Origin of the sequence: Rhodococcus sp. IEGM 1351 (assembly GCF_030056875.1) — a bacterium.
GTDB lineage: Bacteria > Actinomycetota > Actinomycetes > Mycobacteriales > Mycobacteriaceae > Rhodococcus_F > Rhodococcus_F opacus.
The window spans coordinates 151,408-165,547 of record NZ_JASHKU010000001.1; the positions used below are offsets into that span (position 1 = coordinate 151,408).

At 69.0% G+C, this 14,140-nt stretch carries 14 protein-coding genes; 12 read left to right on the top strand and 2 right to left on the bottom strand.

Going from position 1 to position 14,140, the window contains the following annotated elements:
- The first annotated feature begins 137 nt into the window (after nucleotides 1-137).
- From QM806_RS00745 to QM806_RS00800, 12 genes are all read left to right on the top strand, one after another.
- Nucleotides 138-1,013 carry an alpha/beta fold hydrolase gene (locus QM806_RS00745; RefSeq protein ID WP_005565233.1) on the top strand — a complete coding sequence of 292 codons (876 nt, stop codon included), beginning with the start codon at nucleotides 138-140 and terminating at the stop codon, nucleotides 1,011-1,013.
- On the top strand, nucleotides 1,010-2,722 hold the full coding sequence (locus tag QM806_RS00750) for an FAD-binding protein (RefSeq protein ID WP_169692925.1): 1,713 nt from the start codon (nucleotides 1,010-1,012) through the stop codon (nucleotides 2,720-2,722). The genes QM806_RS00745 and QM806_RS00750 overlap by 4 nt, the downstream gene beginning before the upstream one ends.
- Entirely contained in the window at nucleotides 2,722-3,507 is a 786-nt protein-coding gene (locus tag QM806_RS00755; protein ID WP_005565235.1) for a 2-keto-4-pentenoate hydratase, read from the top strand. The genes QM806_RS00750 and QM806_RS00755 overlap by 1 nt, the downstream gene beginning before the upstream one ends.
- 11 nt (nucleotides 3,508-3,518) lie before the next feature.
- Nucleotides 3,519-4,421: an acetaldehyde dehydrogenase (acetylating) gene (locus QM806_RS00760; RefSeq protein ID WP_283290080.1), complete on the top strand. Its 903-nt coding sequence runs from the start codon at nucleotides 3,519-3,521 to the stop codon at nucleotides 4,419-4,421.
- A gap of 36 nt (nucleotides 4,422-4,457) precedes the next feature.
- Nucleotides 4,458-5,516 (top strand): 4-hydroxy-2-oxovalerate aldolase, encoded by a 1,059-nt coding sequence (gene dmpG / locus QM806_RS00765; RefSeq protein ID WP_005565237.1) that lies wholly within the window; start codon nucleotides 4,458-4,460, stop codon nucleotides 5,514-5,516.
- Between the two features lie 40 nt (nucleotides 5,517-5,556).
- A complete protein-coding gene (locus tag QM806_RS00770; RefSeq protein ID WP_005565238.1) occupies nucleotides 5,557-6,735 on the top strand; it encodes an acyl-CoA dehydrogenase family protein in 1,179 nt (392 codons plus the stop codon).
- An 88-nt stretch (nucleotides 6,736-6,823) separates the two neighbouring features.
- Entirely contained in the window at nucleotides 6,824-7,735 is a 912-nt protein-coding gene (gene bphC, locus QM806_RS00775; RefSeq protein WP_005565239.1) for a biphenyl-2,3-diol 1,2-dioxygenase, read from the top strand.
- Nucleotides 7,732-8,889, top strand: coding sequence for an alpha/beta hydrolase family protein (locus tag QM806_RS00780; RefSeq protein WP_054247353.1), 1,158 nt, complete (start codon nucleotides 7,732-7,734; stop codon nucleotides 8,887-8,889). The genes bphC and QM806_RS00780 overlap by 4 nt, the downstream gene beginning before the upstream one ends.
- 78 nt (nucleotides 8,890-8,967) lie before the next feature.
- Complete coding sequence (locus QM806_RS00785; protein ID WP_005565241.1) at nucleotides 8,968-9,354, top strand: hypothetical protein; 387 nt, start codon at nucleotides 8,968-8,970, stop codon at nucleotides 9,352-9,354.
- Nucleotides 9,355-9,363: 9 nt separating this feature from the next.
- The gene (locus QM806_RS00790) at nucleotides 9,364-10,446 is read left to right on the top strand and encodes a PEP/pyruvate-binding domain-containing protein (protein ID WP_212635960.1); all 1,083 of its coding nucleotides are present in this window, start codon (nucleotides 9,364-9,366) and stop codon (nucleotides 10,444-10,446) included.
- Nucleotides 10,446-11,045 (top strand): hypothetical protein, encoded by a 600-nt coding sequence (locus tag QM806_RS00795; RefSeq protein ID WP_169692924.1) that lies wholly within the window; start codon nucleotides 10,446-10,448, stop codon nucleotides 11,043-11,045. Before QM806_RS00790 ends, QM806_RS00795 begins: the two co-directional genes overlap by 1 nt.
- An 18-nt stretch (nucleotides 11,046-11,063) precedes the next feature.
- Entirely contained in the window at nucleotides 11,064-11,906 is an 843-nt protein-coding gene (locus QM806_RS00800) for a DUF427 domain-containing protein (protein ID WP_169692923.1), read from the top strand.
- On the opposite strand, the gene QM806_RS00805 is transcribed toward QM806_RS00800, so the two are convergent.
- Together QM806_RS00805 and QM806_RS00810 are read right to left on the bottom strand one after the other, a co-directional pair.
- On the bottom strand, nucleotides 11,903-13,138 hold the full coding sequence (locus QM806_RS00805) for a low temperature requirement protein A (protein ID WP_054247349.1): 1,236 nt from the start codon (nucleotides 13,136-13,138) through the stop codon (nucleotides 11,903-11,905). The genes QM806_RS00800 and QM806_RS00805 overlap by 4 nt on opposite strands.
- Before the next feature lie 69 nt (nucleotides 13,139-13,207).
- Nucleotides 13,208-14,023 (bottom strand): alpha/beta fold hydrolase, encoded by an 816-nt coding sequence (locus tag QM806_RS00810; protein ID WP_054247348.1) that lies wholly within the window; start codon nucleotides 14,021-14,023, stop codon nucleotides 13,208-13,210.
- Nucleotides 14,024-14,140 lie beyond the last annotated feature (117 nt).

Genomic DNA, 14,140 nt, shown 5'->3' on the forward strand with positions numbered 1-14,140 from the left:
GGACGGCCCGGTACCGTCACGAGATGCCGTCTCGGTCAGTGGAAATCCCCTGCCGATACCTGCGCGAGCAGGGCGATGTCTCGCTGACCGGGATCGCTTCTGTCCGAGCCGGGAGCGCGCTGGCAACGTGACCGACCATGACGACTGACTCGAGTTACGAGGGCACCCTGAAGGAGCTGAAGACCGACCTCGGCGTGCTTCGCTACCACGAGGCCGGCGACGGCCCGCCTCTTCTGCTGCTGCACGGCTCCGGCCCCGGCGTGACGGGGTGGCGCAACTTCCGCGGCAACCTCAGCGTCTTCGCCGAGCACTTCCGCACCTTCGTCCTGGAGTTCCCGGGATTCGGGGTCAGCGACGACTTCGGCGGTCATCCGATGCTCACCGCAGGCGACGCGGTACTCCGCTTCCTCGACGGGCTCGGACTCGACGAGGTGGCGATGCTCGGAAACTCGATGGGCGGCATCGTCGCCACCCAGTTCGCCATCGCGCACCCCGACCGGGTCGGCAAGCTGATCACCATCGGCGGCATCGGCAGGAACCTCTTCAGCCCCGGCCCCGGTGAGGGCATCAACCTCCTGATGGAGTTCACGGACGACCCCACCCGGGAACGACTGATCGCGTGGCTGCACTCGATGGTGTTCGACCCCGCGATGGTCACCGAGGAACTGATCGAGGAACGCTGGACGCAGGCAACCGACCCCGAGACCCTCGCCAGCGCCCGCAAGATGTACAGCAAGGCGGCGTTCGAGGCCGGCGCCAAGGCGGCACTCGAGTCGGATGCGACGCCGTACTGGGCTCAGCTGCACAAGGTGAAGGCGCCGACACTGCTCACGTGGGGTCGCGACGACCGGGTCAGCCCGCTGGACATGGCGATCATCCCGATGCGGTCGATTCCCCGGGCGGAACTGCACGTGTTCCCGAACTGCGGGCACTGGGCGATGATCGAGCAGAAGACGGCGTTCGAGAGTGCCGTCCTCGCCTTCCTCCTCCGCAAGGAGGGCACCGGACGATGAGCGGCACCGAAGAAAACTTCGACACCACAGTCGATTTCCTCGTCGTCGGCAGCGGTGGCGGCGGCATGGCCGCGGCGATCACCGCGGCCGACCGGGGAATCGACACTCTCGTCATCGACAAGGGCGCCACGTTCGGCGGATCCACCGCCATCTCCGGGGGCGGCATCTGGATTCCCAACGCCCCGACACTGCGGGAGAAGGGTGTGATCGACTCGCGGGAATCGATCCGCCGCTACCTTGACATCATCACCGAGGGCACGGTTCCCGCCGACCGTCTCGACGCGTTCGTCGACAAGGGCCCCGAGCTGATGGACCTGCTCGACCGCAGCCCGCACATGAAGCTGTACTGGGTGAAGGGCTACTCCGACTACCACCCGGAGTACGACGGCGGCCGTCCGCTCGGACGCACCATCGAATGCAAGCCGTTCGACACCCGGGCGCTGAAGGAGGACGAGCAGTATCAGCGGCCGAACAGCATGAAGGGTCCGCTGGGACTGTGGGTCACGTCCAAGGACTACCACGACCTCGCCATGGTCAAGCGCACCTGGAAGGGCCGCAAGGCATCACTGATCGCGGCGTGGCGGGTGGCGTCCAACGTGATCCGCCGACGCCACATGGCCACCGGCGGCCGCGCACTCGTGGCGCGGATGCGGATGGTCCTCAAGGACGCCGGGGTGCCGCTGTGGCTGAAGACGTCGATGACGGAACTGATCGTCGACGGCACCGGAGCCGTCGTGGGTGTTCTCGCCGAACGCGACGGACGAACGGTCCGGATCGGCGCGCGTCGCGGCGTGCTGCTCGCGACCGGCGGCTTCGACCACAACCAGGACATGCGCGCGAAGTACCTGCCCAAGCACGGCGTCCCGGACGTCAGCGCCGGTGCCCGGGAGAACACCGGCGACGGCATCGTCGCCGGCCAGAAGCTCGGCGCGGCAGTCGACCTCATGGACGACGCCTGGTGGATGCCGTCGGTGTTCCACCCGATGGGCGCCGTGATCCCGCTCGTGTCGGAGCGGTGCATTCCGCCGTCGGTGATCGTCAACGGCCGCGGCGAGCGCTTCACCAACGAGTCGTCGCCGTACGTGAATTTCGTCCACGACCAGCTCGACGGCGGTCACGTCCCGGCGTGGTTCGTGATGGACGCCAAGGCGAAGTCGCGGTACCCGTTCGCGCAGGTGCTGCCGGGTGTGCCGTTCCCGCAGGGGTTCTACGACTCCGGGGTCGTGCACAAGGCGGACACGCTGCGTGACCTCGCCGACGCGATCGGCGTCAAGGCCGACACCCTGGTTGCGACGATCGACCGGTTCAACGGCTTCGCCCGCACCGGCAAGGACGAGGACTTCGGCCGCGGCGACAGCGCATACGACCGGTACTACGGCGACCCGACGATGAAGAACCCGTGCCTCGACGAGATCGTCGAGGGACCGTTCTACGCGATCCGGTGCGAGGCCGGCGACCTGGGGACCAAGGGCGGACTCGTCACCGACGCCGACGCGCGGGTGCTCCGCGAGGACGGTTCCGTCATCGACGGCCTGTACGCCACCGGCAACACGTCGGCGTCGGTGATGGGCAACGAATACGCCGGTGCGGGCGCGACCATCGGTCCCGCCATGGTGTTCGGCTACATCGCCGCGCTGCACGTCGCCGACGTGAGTGGCGAGACGTCCCGGGGCGCGCGACAGCACTCACGTGCGGGAGAGGTGGCGTGATGCTGAGCGATGCACAGCGACTGTCCGCCGCCCACCTCCTGCGGAATGCCGAACAGAGCCGCGCGCCGATCGATCCGTTGACCACCGTGTTCCCGGGCATCGACGTCGTCGACGCCTACGAGATCGCGCTGATCAACATCCGGGCAAGGCGGGGCGCGGGGGAGACGGTGTACGGCCACAAGGTCGGGCTGTCGTCCGAGGTCATGCAGAAGATGATGGGCGTCGACGAACCCGACTACGGGCATCTGCTGTCGAGCATGGTGTACGCCGAGGGGACGCCGATCGACACCGCCCGATTCTGCTACCCGCGCATCGAGGTGGAGATCGGATACGTCCTCGGCGAGACCCTGCCGGGGGAGGGATGCACCGAGGCGGACGTGCTGGCGGCCACCGAATACATCGTTCCCAGCATCGAACTGATCGACTCCCGCATCACCGACTGGAAGATCGGGCTCGCCGACACGATCGCCGACAACGCGTCCTCGGCCGGGGTGATCCTCGGCGCCGGACGGGTCGAACCGGCGAACGTCGACATCGGCGGGATCTCCGCCGTGCTGTTCCAGGGCGAGGAGGAGATCGCGCGGGGCGAGGCGTCGGCGGTGCTCGGCAATCCCACGAAGGCCGTGGCCTGGCTGGCACGGAAGGTCGCGAGCTTCGGAGTGCGACTCGAGGCCGGGCACGTGATCCTGCCGGGTTCGTGCACCCGCGCGATCGACGCCCGGCCCGGCGACGTGTTCCGCGCCGATTTCAGTGACATCGGTTCCGTATCAGTACAATTCAAGTAAAGGCGACAACTGTGACCAAGGCTCTCGCCGCGATCGTCGGATCCGGCAACATCGGCACCGACCTCCTGTACAAGCTCCTCCGCTCGGAGATCATCGAGCCCCGCTGGATGATCGGCGTCGACCCGGACAGCGAGGGACTGAAGCGCGCCGCGGACCGGGGTGTGATCGCCAGTGCCGAGGGCGTCGACTGGCTGCTCGCCCAGGACGAGCGGCCCGACATCGTCTTCGAGGCCACGTCCGCCTACGTGCACCGGGTGAACGCACCCCGTTACCGGGAACTCGGCATCCAGGCCGTCGACCTCACCCCCGCCGCGCTCGGACCTGCCGTCGTGCCCGCCGTGAACATGGGCGAGCACCGGACGGCGCCGAACGTCAACCTCATCACGTGCGGCGGCCAGGCGACCATCCCGATGGTCCACGCCGTCTCCCGGATCACCGAGGTGGCGTACGCCGAGATCGTCGCCAGCGTGGCGTCGCCGTCCGCAGGCCCGGGCACCCGCGCGAACATCGACGAGTTCACGATCACCACGAGCCGGGGCATCGAGACGATCGGCGGGGCGAAGAAGGGCAAGGCCATCATCATCCTGAACCCGGCCGAACCGCCGATGTTCATGAAGGACACCGTGTTCTGCTCCGTTCCCGCCGACGCCGACCGGGCCGCGATCACCGCGTCCATCCACGACGTCGCGGCGTCCGTGCAGGCGTACGTCCCCGGCTACCGTCTGCGCGCCGAACCGCAGTTCGACGACCCGACGCCGATCAGCGGTGGCCTCGCCCGGGTCGGCATCTTCCTCGAGGTCGAGGGAGCGGGCGACTTCCTGCCGCCCTATTCCGGCAACCTCGACATCATGACCGCCGCCGCCACCAAGGTCGGCGAGAGCTTCGCGACGCAGATCCTCGGCGCGAGCGTCTGAGCGCGTCCGCCCCATTCACTCTTCGAAGGAATACCGATGCCTTACAGTGCTGATCTCGACATCCGGGTGACGGACTCGTCGCTGCGCGACGGCTCCCACGCCAAGCGACACCAGTTCACCGTCGAACACGTCCACTCGATCGTCGAGGCGCTCGACGCCGCCGGGGTTCCGGTCATCGAGGTCACCCACGGCGACGGACTCGGCGGTTCCTCGTTCAACTACGGCTTCAGCCACACCCCGGAGCAGAAGCTGATCAAGGCCGCGGTGGAGACGGCGGAGCGGGCCAGGATCGCGTTCCTCATGCTCCCCGGACTGGGTGTCCAGTCGGACATCCGCGAGGCCGCGGACAACGGCGCGAGCATCTGCCGCATCGCCACGCACTGCACTGAAGCCGACATCTCCGTGCAGCATTTCGGTCTCGCCCGCGAACTCGGGCTGGAGACGGTCGGCTTCCTGATGATGTCGCACAGCCAGCCGCCGGAGGTTCTCGCGAAGCAGGCCCGGATCATGGCCGACGCCGGCTGCCAGTGCGTGTACGTGGTGGACTCGGCCGGGGCGCTGATCCTGAACGCCGTCAGCGACCGCGTGTCCGCCCTGGTGGCCGAACTCGGCGACGACGCGCAGGTCGGCTTCCACGGGCACGAGAACCTCGGGCTCGGTGTCGCCAACTCGGTGCTCGCCGTCGAGGCCGGCGCCCTGCAGATCGACGGCTCCACCCGGCGTTTCGGTGCGGGCGCGGGCAACACCCCGGTCGAGGCGTTCGCCGCCGTCACCGAGAAGCTCGGAATCCGCACCGGCATCGACACTCTGAAGATCATCGACGCCGCCGAGGACGTCGTCCGGCCGATCATGGACGGCGACTGCCTGCTCGACCGACTGTCGCTGACCATGGGCTACGCGGGTGTCTACTCCAGCTTCCTCAAGCACGCCGATTCCCACGCCCGCCGGTACGGGGTGTCCGGTGCGGAGATCCTCATCGAGGCCGGCCGACGCAAGCTGGTCGGCGGTCAGGAGGACCAGCTGATCGAGATCGCCCTCGGTCTCGCAGACCGGAAGTCCGCGGGGTCCGCAGTCGCCGAGAAGAAGTCCGCCTAGGCGTTTCGCCGGGTACCGACACCAGAAAGCCGAGATCATCATGGGCCAGGTTCTTGACAGGATCGAACAGTACGCGGACGAGATCCGCGCGGAAGGCGCCGAGGGCGACAAGCTGATGCGCCTGTCCGACACCTCCGCGAAACGGTTGCGCGACTCCGGCGTGATGCGGATGCTGCAGCCCAAGGAGTACGGCGGCTACGAATCGCATCCGCGCGAGTTCGCGGAGACCGCGATGGGCATCGGCGCCATCGACGGGGCCGCGGGCTGGGTGAGCGGCATCGTCGGAGTCCACCCGTGGGAACTGGCGTTCTTCGACCGCACGGCCCAGGACGAGGTGTGGGGCGAGGACTCCGACATGTGGATGGCCTCGCCGTACGCGCCGATGGGTGTGGCCGTGCCCACCGACGGCGGCTACGTCCTCAACGGACGGTGGTCGTTCTCCTCGGGCACCGACCACTGCGGGTGGATCATGATCGGCGCCGCGGTCGGTGACCGGGACGGCAACCGGGTGATGCCCCCGCAGATCCTGCACGTGCTGCTGCCACGCTCGGACTACGACATCGACCAGGACAGCTGGAACGTCGTCGGACTGCGCGGCACCGGGTCCAAGGACCTGATCGTCAAGGACGCGTACATCCCGCAGCACCGGACCCTGCAGGCCGACAAGGTGTTCGACGGGTCTGCGCCGAGGGAGTTCGGCCGCACCCAGACGCTCTACAACTTCCCGTTCTCGTGCATCTTCCCGCTCGGCATCACGTCGTCGCTGATCGGGATCGCCGAGGGCGCGCTGGCCTGCCACCTGAATGCGCAGCGTGAACGTGTCACCGTGTCGGGTACCGCGATCAAGGACGACCCGTACGTGCTGTTCGCGATCGGCGAGGCAGCGGCGGAGATCGCGGCGTCGCGCGCGGCGATCCTCGAGACGGTCGACCGGTTCTGGGACATGACCGAGAAGGGCCAGGACGTCTCGTTCGAACTCCGCTCCATCGGCCGGCGCACGCAGACGGCCGCCGCGTGGCGGGCGGTGCGCGCCGTGGACGAGATCTTCGCACGTTCCGGTGGCGGTGCGCTCCAACTGAAGACACCCCTGCAGCGCTTCTGGCGCGACGCCCACGCCGGCCTCTCCCACGCCATCCACGTGCCGGGGTCGATCTTCCACTCGTCGGCGCTGACCCAGCTCGGCGGAGAACCTCAGGGCATCCACCGCTCGATGATCTAGGCGCTCCGCGCCCGTGCGCCTTTCTGGTAGTTCCAGCTACCAGAAAGGCGCACGGGTGGCGGAGCCGCCTCCAGGAAAGGACTTTCACATGACCGACATTCGAGGACTCGGCTACCTCAGGATCCAGACGAAGGACGTGCCACGCTGGCGTGAGCTGGTGGTGGACGGGCTGGGGATGGCCGAGGGTTCCGGCCCCGAGCCCGACGGCCTGTACCTGCGCGTCGACGAGCGGCGGTCGCGGCTGATCGTCCTCCCCGGCGACACGGACACGGCACTCGCGGTGGGGTGGGAGGTGCGCGACCAGTTCGCTCTCCAGCGGCTGCGTGAGCAGGTGGAGAAGTCGGGTGTCACGGTCGACGTCCTGTCCGAGGAGGAGTCGCGCCACCGCGACGCAGAGCAGGTGATCGCGTTCGACGATCCGTCCGGCACACGGGTGGAGGTGTTCTTCGGGCCCGTGCTCGACCACAGTCCGGTCGTCACTCCGCACGGCGGCCGGTTCGTCACCGGCGCACAGGGTCTGGGGCACGTGGTCCTCCCGACGCCGGCGTTCGAGGAGGCCTACACGTTCTACACCGAGGTGCTGGGCTTCCTGCCGCGCGGCGCGATCCGGCTCGGACCGGCCGACGCCCCGGGACCGGCCCGCCGGGTGCGGTTCATGGGCGTCAATCAGCGCCATCACAGCCTCGCGTTGTGCCCTGCACCGCGCAGCGGCGAACCCGGGATGGTGCATCTGATGACGGAGGTCGACACCCTCGACGCCGTCGGCCAGGCGCTCGACCGGCTCGGCAAGCTCGGCTTCTCCATCTCGTCGACCCTCGGCCGGCACACCAACGACCGCATGGTGTCGTTCTACGTGCGTGCCCCCGGCGGCTGGGACCTCGAGTTCGGCACGGAGGGCATGCTCGTCGACGAGATGCACTACACCGCGGAGGAGATCACGGCGGACAGCTACTGGGGTCACGACTGGTCGGGTTCCGAGCCGCTGGCGGCGTTCTCATGACGTTGTCGCGCGCCCGGATCGGCGCGGTGGCCGTACTCGTCCTCCTCGTCGGTGGAACCGCCTGTTCCACTGCGACATCCGAGACGGCGACCGACCCGGGCGCACTGCGGCCGGGCCAGCTTCTCTCGTCCCGCGCCGTCGCAGACGGTCCCGCACTGCCGAGTGCCGCGCGAAACGACGTGATCACCTACGTGTCGCAGGACGGCAACGGCGACCCCGTCGTGGTGTCGGGCACCGTGTCGATCCCCCGCACGCCGGCACCCGAGGACGGGTATCCGGTGATCAGCTGGGCGCACGGCACGACCGGCGTCGCGGACGCCTGCGCCCCGTCCGCGGATTTCGCCGGCGGCCCCGCCCACGGCTATCTCTCCGGGGTGGACGCGTCCCTCGACGACTGGGTCGCCAAGGGGTATGCGGTGGTGAGCACGGACTACCTGGGTCTGGGCACGCCGGGGATCCACCCGTACATCAACGGTGACACGGAGGCGAACGCCGTCGTGGACATCGTGCGCGCCGCCCGGACGATGGATCCGGCGGTCGGCTCGACGTGGTTCGTGATCGGTCACAGCCAGGGCGGGCAGGCGGCGTTGTTCACCGCCGCGCAGGGCGGGGAGCGCGCCCCGGAACTGCGCCTCGGTGGTGCGGTGGCGATCGCGCCGGGCAACGGGCTCGACCAGACGCCGCAGTACTTCCGCTCGGGTGTTCCGGGTATCGAGGCGGCCGAGGCGTTCCTCCCGCTGATCCTCCTCGGAGCCCAGGCCGCGGATCCCGCCATCGACCCGTCGACGTTGCTGACGGAGCAGGCGCAACCGCTGCTGACGGTGGCGCGGACCGGCTGCATCGACGACATCCGGAAGGTGCCGCCCGTGCCCGCCGGTCAGGTCTTCCGTCCCGACGCCGACCTGGGACCGCTCACCGAGTACCTGGCCCGTCAGGAGCCGTCGCGGGTCCACGTGCAGGTCCCGACGCTGGTCGCGCAGAGTTCGGGCGACCTGGTGGTGAGCAAGCCGTCGACGGATCTGATGGTGAAGACGTTGCAGGACAACGGGAACGAACTGACGTATCGGACGTACGAGGGTGCGGACCATCGCGGGACGATCGGTGCGTCGCAGAAGGACGCGCAGGATTTCGTCGCCGGGATCCTCGCCGGCTGAGGATGCCGGGACCTCGTCCGACGACGCGCCCATCAACAGGATGTTGACAACAGACTGTTGATGGCGTGTGGTGGTCGGGTGACCACCGACGACCAGACCCACGCGGCCGAACTCGATCAGGCACGCACGACGCTGAACGAGGCCGGTGCCGCCCGGCTCGAGCGGCGTCCCTGGGAGCATTCCGGGCAGCCACGTTCGGACACCGACCTCGTCAGGTTCGCGGCGTGGGCCGGCCGGGACGCACACGGCACGGACCCAGCGGTGCTCGCGGCCGGGCTGCGGCTGCTGTCGTCAGCTCGGGTCGAGCTCGATCAGATCGAGTCCGGCCTGCTGTTCGCCGCCCGTGCCTGTGGGATGACCTGGCCGCAGGTCGCGGAGGCGCTCGGTCTGGGTTCGGCGCAGGCAGCCCAGCAGCGCCTGAACCGGGTCCTTGCCAGAGCCGGCGACCGCGACGCGGAGGCCTGAGCAGTGCCGATGCTCCCCCTGCCGGACGCGTCCGAGCGTTGCGGTGTGAAGGCCCGCAACCTCGGCCGGCTGCTGCGTGCCGGATACCGGGTACCCGACGGATTCGTGATACCCGACCCCCTCGGCGATCCCGGTTGGGAGCGGGAGATCGAGGCCGGACTGCACCGTCTCGGTCCCGGTCCGTTCGCGGTGCGCTCGTCCGCCCTCGCGGAGGACGGCGTCGAGTCTTCGTTCGCCGGACAACTGGCCACGACGCTCGGGGTCACCATCAGCGCCGAGGTGATCGAGGCGGTGCATCGCAGCGCCGCGTCGGGTTCCTCACCCGAAGCCGTCGCGTACGCTGCTCGCACGGATCGGGAAGCCCCCGCGTCGGCCGGGGTGATCGTGCAGGTGATGGTGCAACCCGAGACGGCCGGAGTCATGTTCACCCGGCACCCGGTCAGCGGGGCCGAGCAGGTGGTGATCGAGGCCACGAGAGGCCTGGGCGACAGTGTCGTGGCCGGGACCGTCACTCCGGAGGCGTACCTGGTCGACGGTGCGCACGTGCAGGTCGCCCGGCACCGGGGCGGGCAACTGCTGACCTCTGCCCAGGCCCTCGCCCTCGCGGCGCTGGGACGCGATATCGAGAGCCTGTTCGGCCGCCCGCAGGACATCGAGTGGGCGATCGCCGGCGAAGACATCCGGGTCCTGCAAGCCCGCCCGATCACGACCGCTCCCTCCACCGCGCGGCCAGTGCGAGCCACGTCGGGCGACATTCTGCTGACGGGCATCGCAGCCGGCCCGGGCACCGCCGTCGGGCCTGCACGGATCATCGGCAGCCTGGACGACTTCGCCCGCTTTCGTCCGGACGACGTGCTGGTCTGCCGTACGACCTCGCCGGCGTGGACCCCGCTGCTGGCCCGAGCCTGCGCGGTGGTCACCGAGACGGGCGGGATGCTCGCGCACGCCGCGATCGTGGCCCGCGAATTCGGCATCCCGGCAGTCCTGGCAGCGGCGGGGGCCATGACCACCCTGACCGAGGGCAGGCTGGTCCGCGTCGACGGCACCCACGGGCACGTCGGCACCGCCACCGGGAACACTGGGAGAAACTGATGTCGCACCGCACACCGACGGACATCCTGGTGCTGCACGCCGTGCGGATCCTGGGCTACGCGGAGACCGCGCGCATCGCCGCCCGGTTCGCGCTGCCTGCAGGACTGGCAGCCGAGCACCTGCTCGATACCGAGGCCCGTGGGTGGGTCACCCACACCGACTTTGCCGGGGACAGCGGCTGGTCCCTGACCGAAACCGGGAAGGTTCACGGCGAGCGACTGCTCGCCGCCGAGCTCGACCGGTGCGGCACCCGCGCCGTGGTGGTGCAGGTGCACCGGGACTTCCTGCCGCACAACGTCGCCGTGGCGGACGCGTGCACCGCCTGGCAGCTGGCCGAGATGGGCGTCGGCGAGGCGACCGTGACCATCGACGCGACGATCACCCGCCTGGCGACCGCGGCGCACGCCCTGGGCGAACTCGAGGCGCGCCTGGTCGCGGGCATGGACCGGTTCGCCGGCTATCACCAGCGGTTCGCCGGCGCCGTCGAGCGAGCGGGCACCGATCCGGGCTGGATCACGGCAAACGACCGCAACTCCTGCCACCGCGTCTGGTTCGAGTTCCACGAGGACCTCGTCGCTTCCCTCGGCCTGGCCCGATGACAGGCCTAGTCTCAACTCATGGGCCTGCGACTGCGCGACAGCATCGGACGTCAGCTACGCGAGCTTCGCTACGAGCCGACGGCGAAGCGGATCCGTGCCGTGCTGAACGGGACCACGGTGGTCGACAGTGACCGTGCGGTCCTGGTCTGGGAACCGCGGCGCGTCGTTCCCACGTACGCGGTGCCGGCGGAGGACATCGACGCGGAGTTGTCGCCGGAGCCAACGGGTTCGGTGGCTGCGGAGGGGACCGGCGACGTCGGCTTCGCCCTGCCGGACGTGACGACGATGCCGGTACTCGATCCGCGGGTGCCGTTCTCGGTGCACAGCACGGAGGGCGAATCCGTCGCGCTCCGTACCGCCGGCGCAGGGAACGCCCTGGGGTTCCGGCCCGGAGACGAGGACCTGGCCGGGTACGTGGTTCTCGATTTCGACGGCTTCGACCGCTGGCTGGAGGAGGACGACGAGATCGTCGGTCATCCGCACGACCCGTTCCAGCGCATCGACGTTCGCCGCACGTCCCGCCACATCCGGGTGATGCTGGGCGACACGCTCCTCGCCGACACTCGGCGGGCGAAAATGCTGTTCGAAACACTGCTGCCGGTCCGCTACTACCTGCCGCCCGACGACGTCGTCGCGGAACTGCAGCCGAGTGCGACGACGTCGTACTGCGCCTACAAGGGCGAGGCCGCCTACCGGTCCGCGGTCACCGCAGGCGGAGTGCTCCACGACATCGCGTGGCGGTACGACGAGCCCCTCGTCGACGCGTCGGAAGTTCGGGGGCTCGTGGCCTTTTTCGACGAGCGGCTCGATCTGGTCGTCGACGGTGTGGCCCGGCCTCGGCCGGTGACTCCCTGGTCCTAGTGCTCCTCGCCGGCGCCGGTGTCGGCGCGCCCGAGGACGATCTCGAGCGCCCGGGCCTCGTGCGCGTGTCCGAGCAATTCGTATCCGACGACCGTGACGATCGGCGCCAGCATCACCACGATCAGACACCATGCCATCGACACACCCTGCGCCGCCAGCACCAGCGCGAGCGCGATCGTGGCCGCGGTCAGGACGAGGAGCAGGACATGGAACGGGTCGGGCACCCGCAGCAGGTACGTGTACAGCGCGTAGACGCCGGCGAGGAAGATCGCGACGGGCGCGGCGACGGAGAGCACCGTTGCCGTCGCGCCGATGTGGGAGGCGTGTTCGATGTAGTACGCCGCCACGTGTAGTCCGGCTCCCACCGCGGCCAGCGACGCGAAGAGCGCGATGTGGCTGTAACCCCAGACGAACGACCGGTTGCGGTACACCGCGAGCACCTCGGCCGACGGCAGGATGTAGTACACCCACCACAGTCCGAACGTGAGTCCGATGCCTGCGACCGTGACGAGTATCGCGTCGAGTGTCCAGCCCTGGTGTTCGACCACGGCGGACAGGGACGCCACGGTGCCGATCACACCCTCGCCGAGGGTGATGATGACGAGCAGGCCGTGACGCTCGACGATGTGGTGTGCGTGCCAGGGTGTTCCGCCCCGGTACCGTTCGGCGATGACGGGGCTGGTCAGCTCGACGAGGATGAGGATCGCGCCGAAGCCGAACGCGTACTCGACGGTGAGGGGAGCGATCACCAAGGCGACCCAGCCGATCTGCGCGATGACGAGCGTCGTGGCGTACGTCAGTGACGCGGGACGGTGCTCGGGGTCGTGTTTGGCGGCGCGCAGCCATTGGAACACCATGGCGACGCGCACGACGATGTACCCGGACACCATCACGGAATTGTCGAGCTCGACGCCGCGGTCGATGGACGCGAACATCGGCGGCATGCCCAGCGCCAGGATGACGACGCCGATCATCTGGACCATGGTGGTGACCCGGTAGATCCAGTCGTCGGTGTCGTAGGCCGACGCGAACCAGGAGAAGTTGATCCACGCCCAGATGATCGAGAACATCGCGAACGCGAATCCCGCCAGCCCGGCGGCGACGTGCCCTTCGGCGACGAGGTGCGCGAACTGCTCGCCCGCGACGCCGAACGCGACGACGAACGTCAGGTCGAACAGCAACTCCAACGGCGTTGCCGCACGGTGTTCCTCGTGCGGATCACGCCCGACCATCTTGTGGACCCGATGGGCGAGGCTCCTGCTGTTCGGTGCCGGTGTTCCGGGCGCGTTCACGGCGGTCCGCTACGGAGTTCCCTGGTCTGCCTGCACCACGAGGTCCGCGACCGCGCCGGGCTGGGACACCAGGACGGCGTGCGACGCGGAAACTTCCGTGATCCGGGCTCCCGCGCGTGTGGCCATGAACCGCTCCGCGGCCGCCGGAATCACGCGATCGTTCTGAGCGACCATGGCCCAGCTGGGTGTCGACGCCCACGACGGATCGGCGGTCGGCTCGAGGTTCGCGACGAGCGCGGCCGACTTCTGGTGTGCGATCATGTCGGCCACCGTGGCGTCCGGGACGTCCTGGGCGAACACCTCGTGGAATCGGCCGGGGTCGATGTAACCGTCGAGATTTCTCTCGGCGATTCCGGTGGGATCGTTCTCGATGACCTTCACCTGAAGCACCGGCGGGAGCAGTTGGCTGCCGGGGAACCGGATCGGATCGAGGTTCAGCATGACCGGCTCGCCTTGCGCCGGGGCGAAGGCCGCCACGTAGACGAGGGCCTCGACGTTCGGCGAATGCACATTGGTGATGACCGCGCCGCCGTACGAGTGACCGACGAGCACCACCGGCCCCGGGATGTCCGCGAGCACCTTCTCGATGGCGGCGGAGTCGTATGCCGGTCCGCGCAACGGGTTGTCGGGGACCACGACTTCGTATCCTCGGCCGCGCAGTTCCGCGGCCACCGCATCCCAGCTGGTCGTGTCGGCGAACGCGCCGTGGACCAGCACCACCGTCGGCAGATCCTGGGCGAGGGCCGGTCCGGCCCCCACGGTCAGCGTGCCGGCAGCCGCGATCGCGCACGCGGCAACGGCGGTTCGAAGTCGAAGAAGTCGCATCACTCGTCTCCCGAGTCAGGAAAGAACACAGTGCTTAGGGGTGAAGGGGCCTGCGCGCCAGGTGTAGTCGTGCGACGACAGGCATCGCCATACGAGAGCAACGCCGTGGCCTGGCCC